The organism is Pseudomonas sp. G5(2012) (genome assembly GCF_000408945.1).
Taxonomy (GTDB): Bacteria; Pseudomonadota; Gammaproteobacteria; order Pseudomonadales; family Pseudomonadaceae; genus Aquipseudomonas; species Aquipseudomonas umsongensis.
In genome coordinates, this window is the sequence record NZ_APIO01000048.1 from 1 (window position 1) to 18,585 (window position 18,585).

An 18,585-nucleotide genomic window follows, 5' to 3' on the forward strand; every position below is an offset into this window, starting at 1 on the left:
GGTAGGCCTCGCCGTAGGTGCTGGTCGTGGTCCCGCGGGTCTGGTCGACCTCGCCATCGAGAAAGGCGCGGGCATCAAGGGGGTGATAGGCGCGAAAGTTGATGGATTTTTCCACCACCTGGTGGCGGGTCTGCAAACCCCACACGCCGTCCTCACCGCTGGCGAAACCGGCCGGTGAGCGCAGTGGCAATTTCACGCCAAACTGGTAGTGGCGCTGGTCATCGTGGAACTCGACGACGTCGATCCGCAGGCGGTCGTCATGCGTGAAGCGGTACCAGATGCCGACCTCGGCCAGCAGCCGCTCGATGAACGCAAGGTCGCTTTCGCCGTACTGCATGACCTGCTCGCGCCGGGGGTATTCGCGCACCAGCTGGAACAGGAAATGCTGGCCGAGGAAATCGTGGCGGCTGCGCAGGATGTGCTCGACGATCTCCGGCACCGACTGCTGCTGGTACAGGCGGTACTGACGGCCACGATCGAGCAGGGCAAGGCGCGGTTGCAGGGTGATTTCATAGCGCGCTTCGTCGCGGGAGGCGGACAGGCGCTGGAAGCTATTGACCATCCCATACAGGCTGCGCAACGGCTTGACCTCGGGCACTGGCAGGCCAGGGTAAGGAGGCTTTGCCGGCGGCGGATAGAGGCTGAAACTGGCGTCCTTGTTGAGCATCTTCTCGGCGCTGAGGTCTTGCTCGCTGCAGGTGAATTCGATGCGGTAAGTGAAGGGTTGGCTGAGGTGTTCTTCGCCTTCGAAGGCGAGGACATCGAACGCGGCGTCGAACCAGCGGATCGCGAATTTGTGACGGGTGTGGTTGAAGAAGATGCGCGTTTGGGTGCTCATGGTCAGGCCTCCTTGGCGACGCTTGGCATCGCTTCCTGGGAATCGATAAACCGCAGCGTGATGCCTTCATCGTCGCTGTAACCCAAGGTCACTCCCCGGGTTTGCTGATGGGCCGCCTGCCGCTGCAAAAGCTGCAGGCTAAGCACTGGCAAAATCTGCTGATTGAGCAAGCTGTCGATGTTGCGCGCGCCGGTATCGGGCAGCAGGCAGGCGGCGACCAGGGCTTGGTTGAGCGCGTTTTCGATCTGGCAGCTGAGGCCGTAGTGGCGTTGCAGGCGCTGGGCGACCTTGGCAAGTTTTTGCGCGACGATGCGTTCCAATGCTTCGACTTGCAGAGGGCGGTAGATCAGGGTCTGGAAGCGCGCGAGCAATGCCGGCTGGAAGTGCTCGCGCAACAGTGGCCGCAGCAACTCCTGCAGGGTGCTGTCAGGTGCTTCAGGATATTGCTGCACGCAGGCTTGCAGTTCATCGCTGCCAAGGTTGGAAGTCATGAGGATGACGGTGTTGCGAAAGTCGATTTCGCGCCCTTCACCATCACGCATGAAACCGCGATCGAAGACCTGGTAGAACAGGTTGAGCACGTCGCGGTGAGCTTTCTCCACTTCGTCGAGCAATACCACGCTGTAGGGGCGCCGGCGTACCGCTTCGGTGAGTACGCCACCTTGGCCGTAACCTACATAACCCGGTGGCGAGCCCTTGAGTTGGCTGACGGTATGGGCCTCCTGGTACTCGGAGAGGTTCAGGGTAATCAGCGACTGTTCGCCACCGAACAGACAGTCGGCCAGCGCCAGGGCGGTTTCTGTCTTGCCGACGCCGCTGGTGCCTACCAGCAGGAACACGCCCAAGGGAGCCTGCTCTTCGGTCAGGCCGGTCTTGGCCGCGCGCAGGCGCTGGGCCAGGGCGCCGAGAGCGTGATTCTGGCCGACGACGCGGTCACTCAATTGTTGCTCCAGTTCAAGCAGGCTGGCCTGTTCGTCCTTGAGCAGACTGCCCAGCGGCACGCCGGTCCAGTCAGCGATCACTTCGGCCACGCTGCGTGGGTTGACGTCCAGCGAGAGCAACGGCTGGCTGCCCTGCACCTTCGCAAGCTGCTGTTGCAGTCGAGTACAAAGCGAGATCTGCAGGGGGTCAGCCTGACGTGCATCAAGCAGTTGGCGGGTAAGGTCGAGTTCGTCGCGATACTGGCGCACCAGCGCAGTGCGCTGGTCTTGAAGGTCGACCCGTTGCGCATCAATCAGGTCAAGGCGCTCGTCAACGCTGCAATCGCCGAGTTGTGCATCCTCTACCAGTGCCTGCCGTTCAAGCTCCAGGGCCGCCTGCCCGGCCTTGAGTCTGACCAGTGCCTGGGGCTCGCAATCAAGGCTCATGCGCACCCGGGCACTGGCGGTGTCGAGCAGGTCGACGGCCTTGTCGGGTAGTTGTCGACCGGTCAGGTAACGCCGCGAAAGCGCGACCGCGGCCTGTACCGCCGCATCCTGAATGTGCACGCCATGATGGCTGGCGTAACGCGCCTTCAAGCCACGCAGCATGAGACAGGCATCGTGGTCATCCGGCTCGTCGACCTTGACCTTCTGGAAGCGTCGTTCCAGGGCGGCATCGCGCTCAAAGTACTGCTTGTATTCGCTCCAGGTAGTGGCGGCAATAGTGCGCAATTCGCCCCGGGCGAGTGCGGGCTTGAGCAGGTTCGCCGCGTCGGCACCGCCCGCCTGGTTGCCGGCGCCGATCAGGGTATGGGCTTCATCGATGAACAACAGCACTGGGTTTGCCGATTGCTGCACGGCATCGATGACGTTTTTCAGGCGCTGCTCGAACTCACCCTTGACCCCGGCACCCGCTTGCAGCAACCCCAGGTCGAGAGTGCGTACGCTGACCGGTTTGAGGCTGTCCGGAACGTTGCCCTCGACGATGCGCAGCGCCAAACCTTCGACCAGTGCGGTCTTGCCGACGCCGGGCTCGCCAACCAACAGCGGATTGTTCTTGCGCCGACGACTGAGGATATCGATGACCTGGCGGATCTCATCGTCACGGCCGAACACCGGATCGATCTGCCCTTCCCGGGCCTTTGCGGTGACGTCCTGGGTGAACCTGTCCAGCACGGCCTGCAAGGCATCGTGGTTGCCGGAAGCGGATGAAGGCGTCGCCAGCCCATCAATCGAGACCGGTGCCTGATCAATGGCAGCCTCTTGCTGCACTTGGGGGCGCTCTTCGGAATGTTGATCGAGCAGCACGAACAAATGCTGCAGTTGGGTTTCGCTGATGCTGAACAGTGGCCAGGCTGCGTCACAAACCAGCAGTTCGGGTGACTCCAGCAACGCGCCGAGCAAGTGGGCCGAGCGCAGCTGTTCCTGGCTGTCCAGCGATGCGCGCAGCCAGGCGTTCCTGATCAATTGCTGCAATTTGCCACACAGCTGCGGCTTGCCGTGCACGCTACGCTGTAGTGTGTCCAGGTGTTCAAGCAGTCCGCGCCAGAGCGCGTCCAGATCCCATTCGTAGCGACGGGCAATGAGCGTCAGGTCGCCCTCGCCCTGTTCGAATAATTTAAGCAACCAGTGCTCGATACTGATGTAGCCATGGGCGCGACTTTGGCACAGGGTCGCCGCCGCGCTCAGCGCCTGGGCACAGTAGGGATTGAGACGGCGAAGCAAGCGGGAGGCATTCTGTACCATGGGGGTACGTCCTTGTTTTGAGTGTGCGGTTGGTCATCGACGAGCCCGAAACTCGATGGGGCTGGCTGAGCGCCCGCGTTCGGACGCTCAACTCGGAAAATCGAACCCGCAGGCATGAGTACCTGCGAGCTCAGTGGGCTAAGCGCCCTGACGCTCGTCCCAGGCATCGGAGTGACTGAAGTTGCCCTCGGCGAACTTCCAGGTGATCTTCTCGTAACGCAACTGGACGTCTTCCAGGTGATTGTGTTTTTCCTTTGTCGGGTCCTTGATGTCGTGCATTTTCGTCACGACGCTCACGACCTTTACGTTTTCAAGCAGAACGGTGTAGTAAACGACCTCTTGGCCCGCGTCATCGATGCGATACCACTTGAACTCGGCGCTCTTGAACGTCTGTCCTTGGGACGCGCCCTTGAGCAAGTAGACGCTGGCAGCATCGATTTCCTTGGTGAACCTGAACGGCGTGTGGATCCGTGTGCCTGTCAGCTTGCCGGTGTTGTTGTCAGTGGGAATGGTCAAGCCATGATCCTGGGCCAGCACCTCGATGCTGCCCTGACGCCCTATCACATCGACCGAACCCTTGATGTCCGCATCGCCATCATTTTTCAGCCACAGGTAAACGGGAATTGCCATGTGAAGCTCCTTCTCTAAGAACATGAATGCCGCGTTAGGCGACAGGGGGTTGCAAGTCTGATCCCGCAGCAGGGAACACGCAGGCTCCCGGCTCCGGCACAAGACGAATATCGACACGGCGGTTAGCGCTTCGCCCGGCCTCGGTGTCATTGCTGGCGATGGGCTGGCTCGCACCGAAACCCTGAACCGCAAAGCAACTTCCAGGGATGCCGCCCATGTGCTGCATCCAGTCGTGCACGGCAGCAGCTCGGGCGCGGGACAACTGCAGGTTTTGTTCGGTGCTGCCGGTGGCATCGGTATGACCGCTGATCACGATGAGCCAGCCAGGCTGGGCCTTGATGTCGACCAGGGCGTTGACCAGGATCTTCGTCGAGCCGGCTTTGAGCTGGGCGCTGCCCGTGTTGAACAGCGACAGGCTGTCCAGGCGCACCGGCGTTGAATTGCCCGCAAGTCTTGGCGCCAACAAAGGATGACGGTGACCGGCAATCGTCGACTGCAGCCGGATGCGCAAGCGCTCGCCTCGATAAAGGCCGAGTCCCAGCGACAGGGGAGCGCCGTGTCGGTAGTAACTGTCCAGGCGCAGGGCATCCTCGCGCAGCACCGTCAGCGCCTGCTCGCGCAGGATGTATTCAGGCCGTTCAGGTTGCCCAGTCACCGGGAGGGCGTTGTAACGACGCAAGTCGTCACTGACCTGGCGGACCAACAGGGTGTTCTGCCAGGCCGAGCTGGCCAACGCTGTTATCCCGGCAACGGCGAACAACCACCAGGCGATGACGCTCGCACGGTGCAAGAGAGCGCGTTGAGCCTGCATGGGAAGCAGCGCCAGCAAGGGATCGGGGAAAGGCATGGATATGCACTGCCCTGGCTCAGCTTGCCTGGCGTCAAGCAGTGCAACCTTGTTGCGCAGCCATTGTTGCCATAAGTTGCCCGTGACTGATTGCGCGAGCAGCGGTACGAAGGTGACAGCACAAACCTTCGGCAGACCGTCAGGATCGCGGGCATCGCGGGGCGACAAGTGAGGCAATACCGTGTGATCGAGCCATGCCACGACACTGTTCAGCTTTACGCTGGCGTGCATGCGGGCAGCGCGCGTTGCACTGTCTGAAGGGTGACTTTGCCAGTCGGCCAGGCTGGTGCAGGCTCCGGCCTCGCGTACCCTGGGGCTATCCTCTGCGTCCTCCCAACTGAACCAGACAGCCTCTGCGGTCGGGGCTTGCAAGTAAGTCGCCAACATTAGCGGCAGCGCAATGTCGCCCTTTCGGACGATACCTAGCTGATAACGCAAAGCACGCACCCGTGCAGCCAGTACGGCGCTGTCGTCCTGCTCGGCCGGGTTGACGATGAACATGACGCTGAGCTGCCTACTCCATTCCGGGCGCAGTGTCATCAGGCCGGCGGTGAGCGTAGGCAGTTGCTCAAGCTCGGGTACCCGCACATAGCAACCCTGGTGGGTCGTGCGCAAGGCCAGTTGTTCCACGGGTGTCTCGCCGAACAACTCCACAAGACCATCGCCACAGACCAGCACCACTGGTTGGCGGTAGGCTGCCGGAGGCAACGATGTATTCTCGGCCAGGATCAATGATGCGCTCATTGACGTTGCACGGCGCCCCAGCCGGTTCCAGGCCACGACCATGACGCAGACGACGGCCAGAACAGCTGTTGCCCGCAGGCCCCAGGCCAATGGCACGACTATCAACAATGTCAATGACAGCGCGCCCGCCCACAACCAGAGACCGCGCATCTGGGCCAGGGTTATTGGCCTCATTTCAGGCCTCACCAGGCAAAACCGAGTTGAGGAGATTGGCCAACAGTTGGTCAAGCCCCCACCACAGACCGACGAAGAGCAGCCCTACAAGCAGACCATGGGCCAGCGGCGAATGTGGCCACAAGCGCATGCGCAGTCGCTGTCCGATCTTCACTGTTGTCGCCAGCGAGCGGCTGATTCCCAAAGGGGCGACCTGCGCATGGAAGGTGCTCAACAACTGCTCGCGCACAGGGTCGCCGGCATCGCGGTAACGCCCCTGGAAGCCCAGCATCAACACCCGATGGAACACTGTCAGCACCAGTGGATCAGGCGCAGGATCACGCAAGACTTCGCGCATGTCTTCATACAGGAACTCGCCGGCCTGGTGGCGATTGAAGAACTTCGCTTGCAAGGGCTCTTTCGTCCAGGCATCGCGAGCCTGCGTTTCGACACGGAGTACGGTTTCATCGAGCAAGGCGCACTGGGCATGGCTGATGTGATCGATGCTGCGCGGGTTCAGGCCTGCCAGCTCGAGCAACTGGCGAACATGCTCGACCTGCTTGACGCAAAGGTCCCACAGCGCCGTGCCAGCGAGCGTCGATGCCCCCTGGCGCAGTTCCACCACCAGCAGGTAGCTGTCCTGCAGCAACGCGTCGATATCCACCGTCAGTGCGGTAGGTTTTCTTGAGGCTTTCAGGTTCATGTGCGCAACACCGCAAAGAGTTCAAGTTTGACCTCGGCCAGCGTGCTCGGGACGTAGAAGGCGCAGACCCCCGCAGCCAGCACCGCCTGGCCCTTGGCGTGGTCGAGATCCAGGTCGAAATACTGGTTTTCCAGCCTCAGTGGAATGGCTGCCGGGACATGGCTGAGCGGCTGCAACGGCACACCATCGAGCGCGGCGTTGATCAGCTGATCGACTTCATCCGGCGTGCCGATCTTGCACAAGCGCGGAAACTGGCTCTGCACCTGTGCTGCCGGCAAGCGGCAACGCACAGACAGATAAAAGTCGGCACCTTCACGCTCGCGCAGACGTGGATCATTGAGGCTGACCTTCCAGCGATTGGCGCCGTCCTCCGCAAGCTCCAGGGCAATGACACGCGAAGGCAGGCTGGCCTCCAGCAAGGTGGAAACCAGGCGCAACAGCGGTGGAAAGACGCTTTCCAGATGCTCATGCCGGTAAGGCGGGATCTGCTCGATGTCGTGTTCCAGGGAAAAGGTCAGCAGGCCTCCGGCCAACTTGGCCAGTTCCCGATAGACCAGCTCGGGATGCTGTGCCGGATGGGTTTTGAGATCCGCCAGAATCGGCTGATAGGTGTTCAAGGCATTGAGCAGCCAGAACAGCGATACATCGGCTACGGCAAAGTCGGCCATGCGCTGGTTACTTTCACGACGCATGCCCATCAGCCGTTGGCGCTTGGCGGACAACTGGGTCAGCAGGTTATCCAGCTGAGCCAGCAATCCAGGATGAGCCGCGAATTCGAGCAATGGCGGCACATAAGCGCTGTCGAAGCCCCATGCACCCTGCCCGTCCCGCAGCAGGCGCGCGATCGGGCAGGTCAGGTAATCGGCGTTGTCGTCGTGGGCAAAACGCAGGCTCAGCGCGTGTTCGAGCACGCCGATCTGTTGCGACTCGCCATCGTAGAAATCCTGCACATTGCGCCAGTCCTGCCGATAGCGCGTCGGTCGCTCGACCTTGGTGCTATCGAGCAAGCAGTTGTTGCCATTGGCCTGTTCCAGCGGCAAGGCCAAGAGCACCGTAGCGTCCTGAACTTCACCGGAAAGCAGGTGGGTCAATTCCAGAGCACAGGGCAAACGATCCACCAGATCGCTATCAACCAAGGTGCCATCAGGCATGCGCAGGCATAACTGCGTGGCCTTGAGCTTGCCCAGGCGCAGGGCCTCCGTATCAAACGCCACCGCCTGACCCCCCCAGGGGTGGACCAGAAACAAATGTGCCAGGCGATCGTTGGACCAGGCTTCCCAGCGTGCCTGTTGCTGGAACTGCTGGGGGCACAGCAGTGCCCCCGCAGACCATACGGGACGGTCGATTTTCAAGACCTGGATTCCCCGCGAACGGTATCAGCCTTGCGCTTGGGCATCTGCGATACCAGCGAAAGGTTGACGTCCATGCCCTCCACCTGGAAGTGCGGCACGGCGTACAGCTTGACGCGGAAGAAGCCCGGGTTGTCCTCGATGTCTTCCACGGTGACCTTGGCGTCACGCAGCGGGTGCGAGGCCTGCAGGTCGTCGCCCGGGTCGGTCATCTCGGTGACCAGCCCGCCAATCCACTTGTTCAGCTCCAGCTCCAGCAAGCGCCGGTCCTTGGTGGTGCCGATGTTCTCGCGCTGGATCAGCTTGAGGTAATGGGCAATGCGCGACAGCAGAAAAATGTAGGGCAGGCGCGAATTTATGCGGCTGTTGGCGGTCGCATCGGCGGTGTCGTACAGGGCCGCTTTCTGGGTCGAGTTGGCGGAGAAGAAGCACGCGTAGTCGCGGTTCTTGTAATACGACAGCGGGATGAAACCGAGGTCGGCGAATTCGAATTCGCGAGTCTCCGGGATCATGACTTCCGAAGGAATCTTTACCTGGTTGCCGGTGCCCAGATCGTAGAGGTGGATCGGCAGTTCGGTCACCGCGCCGCCCGACTGCGGCCCGCGGATCTGCACGCACCAGCCATTGGCAATGAAGCTCTTGACCATGTTGGCGGCAAAGGCGAACGAGGCGCTGGTCCACAGGTACTTGTCGTGGTCCGGGCCCTTGACGCTCTCGACGTAGTTGAAGCTGCGCACCGGAACGGTGTCCGGCCCATAAGGCAGGCGCCCCAGGACACGGGGCATGACCAGGCCGATGTAGCGGGCGTCGTCACTGTCGCGGAACGCCTTCCATTTCAGGTATTCGGCACGGTCAAAATAGTTGCCGATGTCCTTGATGGCGGCCACTTCTTCCATCGAGCGCTTGCCGAAGAAGGCCGGGCCAACCGTGCCAATGAAGGGCATGTGCGCGGCGGCCGCGACTTTGGAAATGTTGCGCAGCAGGGCGATATCCTGCGGCCTGCAATCGAACTCATAGTTGGAGATCGCGGCGGCAATGGGCTCCCCGCCGGGAGTGTCGTACTCCTGGGTGTAGGTATGCATGTACAGGCCGCTTTGCGCAATTTCCGGTGCATCGTCGAAATCCTGGACCAGATGCTCCTTACTGATATCGAGCAATTCAATGCGCACGTTCTGACGAAAATCGGTCTGGTCGACCAGCGACTTGACTCCGCGCCAGGTTGACTCGACCCGCTGGAAATCGGGGTGGTGCATCACCGCATCGAGTTGCCGGCTGATTTGCGTATCCAGGGCTGCAATGTGTTCATCGAGCAGGACTTTATCCAGGCGTTCGAATTTCTGCGAAGACTGCCCCAGCAGTTTCAGAAATACACTGACAGCCGCCGTTACTCGCTCATCGGCGGACACTTCGGAGAGCGCCTCGGTATTTTGAAATACTTCGATACTACTCAGGGTTTCGACCGGACTGAGATTGATCTTGCCAAACAGTGCGCCATATACGCCTCTTTCTTCGGACAACACTGTAGCGTCGCGCGATTGCACGTTAGAACTTTCGATGGACATTAAAGTAACTTCCCTTTAGACGAACCGAAGTGGATTAACGATTTTCTTCCGGTACCAACGTGGCCAACTCGGCGCGCAACTCGTCGCTGAGCGCATCATCCTTGAGGATACGTTCCAGCTCATGACGAAAGGTGGCGTTGTCCAGCAGATTCGACTTGAGGTCACGCAAGAGGTTGCGCATGGCCAAAAGCGCACGCAGATGCGGGATTTGCCGCGCCACCTGCTCCGGCTCGAAGTCCTTCATGCGCTGGAACTTCAGCTCGACCGAGGCGTCGCCAGCGTCATCGACCAGGGTATTTTCCACGGCCACTTTCAACACCGGAGTAAACTCCGCCAAGACGCTATCGAAGTTGTTTTTGTTGATTGAAACCTTGCTCCTGGCGGATAAGGGGCGCTGTTCCCTGCCATTGCTGTAGTCACCCATGACCATCAGCTTCAGCGGTAATTCGACTTTTTTCTGCGCACCGCCGGTATGCAGGTCGAGTTTTATGTTGACCCGTGCCTTTGGCACTTCGTTCTGAAAGCTGCTTGAAGCCATAACCCCTCCCGTTTTTTCGTGATAACCACTTCCTTGACAATAAAATTGCAAGGACTACGTTCGACAAGCCTAGACAATCAAACAAGAAAGATGTCGAGGTTATTTGGAAATTCAGTTTCAATTTAAGTCTGTCCTCAGGACATATTTAGGCATCCTACAGCATCAATGAAGTATCCTACTTTCAACTTTTCTCACCTCAAATGCACTTTAGGAAATTTCGCACTTAGATGCGGAAAAAAGCCTACAAACCAATCGTAATAACGTTTGATACAACCCCGATACCCGCCTGTAACGCCAAGACACTTGGGCACCCTGCCCCATGCGCCTAGATTGAAAGCCTCGATGGACCGACCGGCTTGACCGCTAGCGGCCCATCGTCTGCCCGACACACCACCAAGGAAGAGGGAAACCATGAGCAAATCAATCGCTGTCAGCCAACAAAGCCAGCAGCTTCACAATGATGTGCAAGAAGCCGTCAAGTCGATCATGGGTGCTGCCACTGCGCTGAAATCCACCGATTACGGTCGGGTCTTGAGGTCCGCCCTGGCGGCTTCGCAAAAAACCGTAACCATTGAAATTGCCCCAGACGACCTGACCCAGCTGAAGAAGTCCGGCTACAAGCTGTGCTTCGCCAAGAAAGTCGGTACTGCCGACTACAACGTGGTCTGGCAGTCCTACTCCGCCTACCTGAGCAATAACGAATTCAGCTGGACGCCGCTGTATCAGCTGTTCGCCACCAACGTGTTCCAGGAAAACGTACAAGTCAAAGTCTCGACCAATGTCGTCAATATCGGTTTGGGGCAAACCTCGACACTCGATGAACACGGCTTGCTGAGCCCGGCAGTCACGGGCGGGCCCGAAGTTTCCGTGACGTTCGTGAACAACTTCGCGCCGATCCATCCGGGGATCAATCAGTTGTCCACCGGCATCGATGGCAATCAGGTCAGTACACCCATCTACGTGGCCGTCAATCGGGTGGTCACCGGCAATACTGTACTGACTCCCGTGGAAACTATCCTCGTGTGGTTCGAACAGGATGTGCAGACCAGTACCATGTTCAGTACCTCACGCTCAAAGGCGATCGAAATCGACCTGACCTTCGATAACACCGCAGGTCGCCTTTACGAAGGCGGTCAATGGAAAACCGTTTGATGAGCGAAGCGGGGGCAACCACGCGTTGCCCCCTCTATTCATCGAATGGAGCTTGGGCAAAATAGCCCGCTAGCGACAGGCAGATAGAGGCTGCCAGATCCTCCTGGGTAGCAATGCCATAGGGCTGATTGCGATCAAACTGGGCCGACCAGCGAATCCGCCCCTGCGCCGCATCCACCAACCGCAGCGATGCCCGAACCCGTGCCGGCTCGACCCGCACGCTGCCCTCCAGGCAATAGCAGTAGCGGCCGCCACGCCGGGCGTTCGTTGTTTTCACACTGCTGCGCGGCATCCTTATCAATACATGGTTGCCACCGGTCTGTGCCTGCTCGAACGACTCGAACAGGCGACAACTGAGCTCCTCGCACAGGCCACGCGCAAAGTCATCGCCCTCGCGGGTAATGCAGGTAAAGGGCTGGATCTGCAAGACAGGGTGGTACGCGGCCCCTGCATTGGGGCGCAGTCGCTGATAGGCCAGGCGATAACAACCAGGCGCAATGCTCAGTCGCACCGGTTCCTGCTGCCCCACCGTGGCGTAATGGCTGGCGAGTTTGCGCCGCAACCGCCCCACCTGCACCCGCACCACCGGATCGTCACCGGTGCAATACACCGCCGGATCGCGACGAAACACGGCGATACCGATGGCGTGTTCGGTCAGGGGAACATGGGCCGATTGCAGGTCGTGTTCGACCAGAAACCGCAACAGACTGCCCATGCGCCGGGACCTGGCGAACAACGGACTGGCCAGCAGCAACGCCAGCACCCGCTCCATCTCTTCAGGATCGAGCGGCACGGCAGTACCCTCTGCACTTGCAGGACCTGTGTGCTTGATCACCATTGCCTGCCTCCGTGCAGATTGCCGACAATCGCTTGCCCCTTCCGGGCCCTGGGCAGGCCAGTACGTGGCAAGGTCGAAGCTTAGCAGCCGTGATGGAATGGGCAGCGATTGCAGGGTGCCGGCCGACGAACGTTCAATCCCACCCTCGCCAACCCCACGCCGCAAACGCTCTGCATCAGTTATTTATACTCAAATGCCAGCTTAATAATATTTTACCGATATCAGGCTGATCCCTAGTCTTGAGCCCAAGAAATGGCAGGTCGACATAGACCTTAATCCAACTTCGAAGGGCAAAGAGATGACCATTGATAAAACAATAATAGATACCTTGATTGTTGGCGCCGGCCAGGCCGGCGTCGCCATGAGTGAACACCTGAGCAAGCTCGGCGTGCCGCACCTGGTGCTGGAGCGCAACCGTATCGCCGAGCGCTGGCGCACCGGCCGCTGGGATTCGCTGGTGGCCAATGGTCCGGCCTGGCACGACCGTTTTCCGGGCCTGGAATTCGACGATATCAGCCCCGATGGTTTTGCCCCCAAGGAGCGCGTGGCCGATTACTTCGAAGCGTATGCCCGCAAGTTCAAGGCACCGATCCGCACCGGTGTGGAAGTGAAGAAAGTCGAACGCAATGTCGGCCGCCCGGGCTTCACCATCGAGACCTCCCAAGGCGTGATCGAGGCCAGCCGCGTGGTGGCTGCAACGGGGCCCTTCCAGCGTCCGGTGATCCCGCCGATCGCCCCCAAAGATGCACAATTGCTGCAGATCCACTCCGCCGACTATCGCAATCCCGGACAATTGCCCGAGGGCGCCGTGCTGGTGGTGGGCGCAGGTTCCTCGGGGGTGCAGATCGCCGATGAACTGCAGCGCTCGGGCAAGCAGGTCTACCTGTCGGTCGGCGCCCACGATCGCCCGCCCCGCGCCTATCGCAATCGCGATTTCTGCTGGTGGCTGGGCGTGCTCGGCGAATGGGACCAGGCCGCCATGAAACCCGGTCGCGAACACGTGACCATCGCCGTCAGTGGCGCCCAGGGTGGCCGCACCGTGGATTTCCGTGGCTTGGCGCATGCCGGCATGGTGTTGGTGGGCCTGACCCAAGCGTTCAATGGCAGCGTGGCGACCTTCCAGCCGAACCTGGCGGAGAACCTGGCCCGGGGCGATGAAAACTACCTGGCCTTGCTCGATGCCGCCGATGCCTACATCGAACGCAATGGCCTGGACCTGCCGGAAGAACCCGAAGCACGTCATACCTTCCCGGAGCCGGACTGTGTCACCCAGCCGATCCTCGAGCTCGACCTGGCCAAGGCCGGCGTGACATCGATCATCTGGGCCACCGGTTTTGCCGTGGACTACAGCTGGCTGAAGGTCGACGCCTTTGACGACAACGGCAAGCCGCAGCACCAGCGCGGAGTGTCCAGCGAACCTGGCGTGTATTTCCTTGGCCTGCCCTGGCAGTCCCGCCGTGGCTCCTCGTTCATCTGGGGCGTGTGGCATGACGCCAAGTATGTGGCCGATCACATCGCCATCCAGCGCACCTACCTCGAGTACCGCGATGCTGGCCAACGCGAGGCCGAAAACGCCCCGGCCGCTAACAAGACAACCGTCAGCGCTTGATATCTGCCCGGCGCGTGAACCGCGCCGGCCCCCATACCTCAGGAGTTTTAAATGACTACGCCAACCCATACCCGCATCCGCATGTTCAACACCAAGGAAACCTACCCGAACCAGAGCCTGGACAACGACCTGTGCCAGGCCGTCCGCGCCGGCAATACCGTCTATGTGCGTGGCCAGGTCGGCACCGATTTCGAAGGTAACCTCGTTGGCCTCGGCGATCCGCGGGCACAGACCGAGCAAGCCATGCGCAACGTCAAGCAACTGCTGGAAGAAGCCGGCAGCGACCTGAGCCACATCGTCAAGACCACCACCTACCTGATCGACCCGCGCTACCGCGAACCGGTGTATCAGGAAGTGGGCAAGTGGCTCAAAGGCGTGTTCCCGATTTCCACCGGGCTGGTGGTGACGGCATTGGGTCAGCCACAGTGGCTGATGGAGATTGATGTAATCGCGGTGATCCCGGAATAAGGAGCACAGCCATGACCTTTTCCATCGCCGCCCGCTGCCCCGAAACCGGCCAGTTCGGCATCGCCATCAGCTCCTCGAGCATCGCCGTCGGCGCCCGCTGCCCCTGGTTGCTGCCCGGTGTGGGTGCCGTCTCCACGCAAAACATCACCCTGCCCTCCCTTGGCCCGGAAACCCTCGCCCTGATGGAGCAAGGCCTCGCACCTGCCGAGGCCCTGGACAAGGTGCTGACACGCAACGGCTACAGCCAGTACCGGCAGATCACTGCCATCGACCACCTCGGCCGCACCGCGCACTTCAGCGGTGCGCAAACCCTGGGCAAGCACAATGCGGTGTCCGGCGAGCAATGCGTGGCGGCCGGTAACATGCTCGCGGCCCCCGGCGTAATCGAGGCCATGGTCAGCGCCTTCGAACAGGCCGAAGGCCATCTGGCCGACCGTTTGCTCGCGGCGATGCAAGGTGGCATGGCGGCCGGTGGCGAAGCCGGGCCAGTGCATTCGGCCGCGGTGCTGGTTGTCGGGGAACTGACTTGGCCGATCGTCAACCTGCGGGTCGACTGGGCCGATGAAGACCCGATTGGCCAGCTGCAAAAACTCTGGCAGGCCTACCGTCCGCAAGTCCAGGACTATATCGACCGCGCCCTGGCGCCCGACAGGTCCCCTGGCTACGGCGTAGCCGGAGACGATCGATGAGCGCCAGCCGCGATCTGCTCGCAACGCTGGTGGCGTTCGACACCACCAGCAGCGAATCCAACCTGCAACTGATCGAGTTTGTCCGCGACTACCTCGCAGGTTTCGATGTGCCGTGCCAACTGGTCTACAACCAGGAGCGCAGCAAGGCCAATCTGTTTGCCACGATCGGCCCGGCGGACCGGCCAGGCATCGTGCTCTCGGGGCACACCGACGTGGTGCCCGTCGACAGCCAGCCGTGGACCGTCGCGCCGTTTCAGCTCACCGAGCTGGGGGGCAAACTGTACGGTCGCGGCACGGCGGACATGAAGGGCTACATCGCCTGCGTGCTCGCCCTGGTGCCATCACTGGTGCAGGCCTCGTTGCGACTGCCGGTGCATATCGCCCTGTCCTACGATGAAGAAGTCGGCTGCCTGGGCGTGCGCTCCCTGCTCAAGGCCCTGGAACAACGACCGGTCAAACCCATGCTGTGCATCATTGGCGAACCCACCGAACTCAAACCGGTGCTGGGCCACAAGGGCAAGCTGGCGATGCGCTGTGACATCCACGGTCACGCCTGCCATTCGGCCTACGCCCCGCTTGGGGTGAATGCCATCGAATACGCGGCCGAGCTGGTCAGTGAACTGGGGCGCATCGGTCAACGGCTCACGGCCCCCGAGCTCCATGACGCGCGTTTCGATCCGCCGTTCTCCACGGTGCAGACCGGTGTGATTGGCGGCGGCAAGGCCTTGAACATCGTCCCGGCCGACTGCCGCTTCGACTTCGAAGTACGCGCCCTGCCCTCACATGACCCGCGCCGGGTGGCGCAGGAACTGCAGGCCTACGCCGAGCAGCAACTGTTGCCGCGCATGCGCGCCGTGAGTGAGCACAGCGAGATCCGTTTCAGTGAATTGTCGGCGTACCCCGGCCTGGCCACCGATGCCCGCAGCGAAGCCGCTGAATTGATCGCGGCGTTCTCCGGCTCTCGGGATTTCGGTACGGTGGCGTTCGGCACCGAGGGCGGCCTGTTCGACGCGGCGGGAATCCCGACGGTGGTGTGTGGCCCCGGCAGCATGGAGCAAGGTCATAAACCCGACGAGTTCGTCAGCCTGGAGCAACTGCATGGCTGCGATGCCATGCTGCAACGGATGCTGCTGGCGATCGGTAACTGATGGCTGGCCCGATGCTCAGGTATAGAGCCGGGCCAGTTCTTCCTGACAGTAGTCCACGAACAGCTGCACCGGCTTGGTCAGCTGCGCCCTGCGCAACCACGCCGCGGACAACCCGGAGCCGGTCACGGCTTCGGCCAGCGGCACGCACACGACTTTTTGCCCGTCATAGGTGTATTCGGAAAACGGCTTGGTCACCAGGATCGAAAAGCCGAAACCCCGTCCTACCATCCCCCGGACCATTTCGATCGAAGGCGAACTGAAGACGATATTCGGCGTCAGCCCGCGCTCTTCGAAGATGCTCACGAAATAGGTTCGGCTGGGCACCACATCCAGCAGGATCATCGGCTCCAGCACCAGGTCGTGCAGCGAAACTTTCGCCTGTTGCGCGAAGCGGTGGTCCGCGGGAAGCAAGGCGTAGGGTTGCTGCGGCGGCATCAGTGCCACCGTCTCGATCGTGCTGTCCAGGTCGTGTTCGAAGACCATGGCCATGTCGATGCTGCCGGCGGTCAACGCTTGCACCAACTCCTGCTGCTCGCCATCGCGAATGCGGATTTCCACCCCCGGCCAACGTGCCTTGAAACCGGCGATCAGGCGCGGCAGGTACAGCGGCGCCACGGTCTCAAAACAGCCGATATCGATCTGCCCCGCCACCACGTCATTGTCCGCCAGGGCATTTTGCTCAAACTCATGGGCGACCCGCAGCAGCTCCTGGGCCTTGCGGTAGAACCGCGAGCCGCTCGGCGTCAGTGAAACGCCCTGGGCGTGATGTCGGATGAACAGTTGCACGCCAAAACTCTCTTCCAGGTGCTTGATCGCCGTCGACACCGATGGTTGCGCGATATAGAGCTTGCGCGAAGCCTCGGCCACGCTGCCGCAGTCGGCCGTGGTGACGAAATATCTGAGTTGGCGCAGGTTGTAAGCGGCCATGGGGACCTCCGGAAAGTCAAGGAATCGACAGCGCCCACAAGGGTTTTGCGTCAAGGCTGAACATACCGGAGGCGAGCGCAGCCACGGCATATATTTTTTAAGGTTTGAGGCAACAAACTTACTAATTTATCTATCCCGATCCATTGCACATGATCGCTCCAACAAGAAAAGCGTCGTTCGCGCGACGCTCACCGAAGTACGTCCACGTACTCACTTTGCCTTGGAGTTCATCATGGTAACCACTGCAGCAACGAGCGCCCCGCTCATCGAGAAACACACGATCGGCTACGTGCCGCCGCAAGATCGTCATGGCAAGACCCGAGACCTGTTCACCCTGTGGTTCGGTGGCAACATCGCCCCCTTGCCCATCGTCACCGGCGCCCTCGGCGTGCAGATGTTCCACCTGAACCTGGTCTGGGGCATCGTCGCCATCCTCGTCGGCCACTTGGTCGGCGGCGTGCTGATGGCCCTGCACTCGGCCCAGGGACCGCAGATGGGTATCCCGCAGATGATCCAGAGCCGCGCCCAGTTCGGTTCCCTGGGTGCGCTGCTGGTGGTACTGATCGCCGGCGTCATGTACATCGGCTTCTTCGCGTCCAACATCGTGCTGGCCGGCAAATCCCTGCACGGCGTGGTTGATAGCGTGCCGGTACCGGTGGGCATCGTCATTGGTGCCCTGGGTTCGGGCATCATCGGCATCATCGGCTATCGCTTCATCCACGTGCTCAACCGTATCGGCACCTGGGTATTGGGCATCGGCATCGTGCTGGGCTTCGGCTACATCCTGACCCACGTGCAGACTGACGATTTCCTCACCCGTGGCGGTTTCAACATTTCCGGCTGGCTGGCAACGGTTTCCCTGGCCGCGCTGTGGCAAATCGCCTTCGCGCCCTACGTGTCCGACTACTCGCGCTACCTGCCGGCCAACGTGCCCGTGGCGGCCACCTTCTGGACCACCTACCTGGGCACAGTGCTCGGATCCAGCCTCTCGTTCGTCTTCGGCGCCGTCGCCGTACTGGCCACGCCAGTCGGCATGGACACCATGGACGCGGTCAAGCTCGCCACCGGTTCCATCGGCCCGCTGATGCTGGTGCTGTTCCTGCTCAGCGTCATCAGCCACAACGCACTCAACCTCTATGGCGCCGTGCTGTCGCTGATCACCCTGGTACAAACCTTCGCCTACCGCTGGATCCCCACCGCCAAGAGCCGCGCCGTGCTCTCGGTCATTGTGCTCGCGGCCTGCTGCTTTGCCGCCGTCGGTGCCTCCGCTGACTTCATCGGCCACTTCGTCGACATGGTGTTGGTATTGCTGGTGGTGTTGGTGCCGTGGACAGCGATCAACCTGATCGACTTCTACGCCATTCACAAAGGCAAGTACGACATCGATTCGATCTTCCACGTCGATGGCGGTATCTACGGTCGCTACAATCCGCAGGCGCTGCTGGCCTACGCGATCGGCATCGTGGTTCAGATCCCGTTCATGAACACGCCGCTGTATGTCGGACCGATTTCCGAGCACATCAACGGCGCGGATTTGTCCTGGTTGGTGGGCCTGTTGATTACGTCGCCGCTGTACTGGTGGCTGGCCAATCGTGACAGTGCGTACAAGCGACGGTTGGCGGGTGGGAAGCTGGCGGCCAACGTTTAATCGCGCCGATAACCCGCATGATGAAGCCCCGCAGATTTGTAATTTAGATTGGGTGTATATCCGTTGCTGCGGTAAC

General features: G+C 60.8%; 16 protein-coding genes. 6 read left to right on the plus strand and 10 right to left on the minus strand.

The window, feature by feature from the left end; all coding sequences use genetic code 11:
- The 8 genes from PG5_RS16685 to tssB form a co-directional block, all read right to left on the minus strand.
- The coding region (locus PG5_RS16685; protein ID WP_042955451.1) for a type VI secretion system Vgr family protein at nt 1-838 on the minus strand (838 nt) is incomplete at its 3' end.
- 2 nt (nt 839-840) lie between these two features.
- Complete coding sequence (gene tssH / locus PG5_RS16690; protein ID WP_020798294.1) at nt 841-3,504, minus strand: type VI secretion system ATPase TssH; 2,664 nt, start codon at nt 3,502-3,504, stop codon at nt 841-843.
- 138 nt (nt 3,505-3,642) lie between these two features.
- Nucleotides 3,643-4,134: an Hcp family type VI secretion system effector gene (locus tag PG5_RS16695; protein WP_020798295.1), complete on the minus strand. Its 492-nt coding sequence runs from the start codon at nt 4,132-4,134 to the stop codon at nt 3,643-3,645.
- A 34-nt stretch (nt 4,135-4,168) separates the two neighbouring features.
- Nucleotides 4,169-5,899 (minus strand): OmpA family protein, encoded by a 1,731-nt coding sequence (locus tag PG5_RS16700; protein ID WP_020798296.1) that lies wholly within the window; start codon nt 5,897-5,899, stop codon nt 4,169-4,171.
- A gap of 1 nt (nt 5,900) precedes the next feature.
- On the minus strand, nt 5,901-6,581 hold the full coding sequence (gene tssL, locus PG5_RS16705; protein ID WP_020798297.1) for a type VI secretion system protein TssL, short form: 681 nt from the start codon (nt 6,579-6,581) through the stop codon (nt 5,901-5,903).
- Nucleotides 6,578-7,933, minus strand: a complete 1,356-nt coding sequence (gene tssK / locus PG5_RS16710) for a type VI secretion system baseplate subunit TssK (protein WP_020798298.1) — start codon at nt 7,931-7,933, stop codon at nt 6,578-6,580. Before tssK ends, tssL begins: the two co-directional genes overlap by 4 nt.
- A complete protein-coding gene (tssC, locus tag PG5_RS16715) occupies nt 7,930-9,492 on the minus strand; it encodes a type VI secretion system contractile sheath large subunit (protein WP_020798299.1) in 1,563 nt (520 codons plus the stop codon). Before tssC ends, tssK begins: the two co-directional genes overlap by 4 nt.
- Before the next feature lie 34 nt (nt 9,493-9,526).
- Nucleotides 9,527-10,030 carry a type VI secretion system contractile sheath small subunit gene (gene tssB, locus PG5_RS16720; protein ID WP_020798300.1) on the minus strand — a complete coding sequence of 168 codons (504 nt, stop codon included), beginning with the start codon at nt 10,028-10,030 and terminating at the stop codon, nt 9,527-9,529.
- A gap of 411 nt (nt 10,031-10,441) precedes the next feature.
- Between tssB and PG5_RS16725 the strand changes: the two genes are divergently transcribed.
- The gene (locus PG5_RS16725; RefSeq protein ID WP_020798301.1) at nt 10,442-11,182 is read left to right on the plus strand and encodes a hypothetical protein; all 741 of its coding nucleotides are present in this window, start codon (nt 10,442-10,444) and stop codon (nt 11,180-11,182) included.
- A 34-nt stretch (nt 11,183-11,216) separates the two neighbouring features.
- Here PG5_RS16725 and PG5_RS16730 read toward each other — a convergent pair whose 3' ends face one another.
- Nucleotides 11,217-12,020: a hypothetical protein gene (locus PG5_RS16730; protein ID WP_020798302.1), complete on the minus strand. Its 804-nt coding sequence runs from the start codon at nt 12,018-12,020 to the stop codon at nt 11,217-11,219.
- Nucleotides 12,021-12,318: 298 nt separating this feature from the next.
- Between PG5_RS16730 and PG5_RS16735 the strand changes: the two genes are divergently transcribed.
- Genes PG5_RS16735 through argE form a run of 4 tightly spaced genes read left to right on the plus strand, consistent with a single transcriptional unit; the run spans nt 12,319 to nt 15,934 of the window.
- Nucleotides 12,319-13,629 (plus strand): NAD(P)/FAD-dependent oxidoreductase, encoded by a 1,311-nt coding sequence (locus PG5_RS16735; RefSeq protein ID WP_020798303.1) that lies wholly within the window; start codon nt 12,319-12,321, stop codon nt 13,627-13,629.
- 51 nt (nt 13,630-13,680) lie between these two features.
- The gene (locus tag PG5_RS16740) at nt 13,681-14,097 is read left to right on the plus strand and encodes a RidA family protein (RefSeq protein WP_008058648.1); all 417 of its coding nucleotides are present in this window, start codon (nt 13,681-13,683) and stop codon (nt 14,095-14,097) included.
- Nucleotides 14,098-14,108: 11 nt separating this feature from the next.
- Complete coding sequence (locus tag PG5_RS16745; RefSeq protein WP_020798304.1) at nt 14,109-14,786, plus strand: DUF1028 domain-containing protein; 678 nt, start codon at nt 14,109-14,111, stop codon at nt 14,784-14,786.
- A complete protein-coding gene (argE, locus tag PG5_RS16750; protein WP_020798305.1) occupies nt 14,783-15,934 on the plus strand; it encodes an acetylornithine deacetylase in 1,152 nt (383 codons plus the stop codon). Before PG5_RS16745 ends, argE begins: the two co-directional genes overlap by 4 nt.
- Nucleotides 15,935-15,949: 15 nt before the next feature.
- Here the strand turns inward: argE and PG5_RS16755 are convergent, their stop codons facing one another.
- Nucleotides 15,950-16,861, minus strand: coding sequence for a LysR substrate-binding domain-containing protein (locus PG5_RS16755; RefSeq protein ID WP_020798306.1), 912 nt, complete (start codon nt 16,859-16,861; stop codon nt 15,950-15,952).
- Nucleotides 16,862-17,093: 232 nt separating this feature from the next.
- Between PG5_RS16755 and PG5_RS16760 the strand changes: the two genes are divergently transcribed.
- Entirely contained in the window at nt 17,094-18,509 is a 1,416-nt protein-coding gene (locus tag PG5_RS16760; RefSeq protein WP_020798307.1) for a cytosine permease, read from the plus strand.
- Nucleotides 18,510-18,585: the final 76 nt, after the last annotated feature.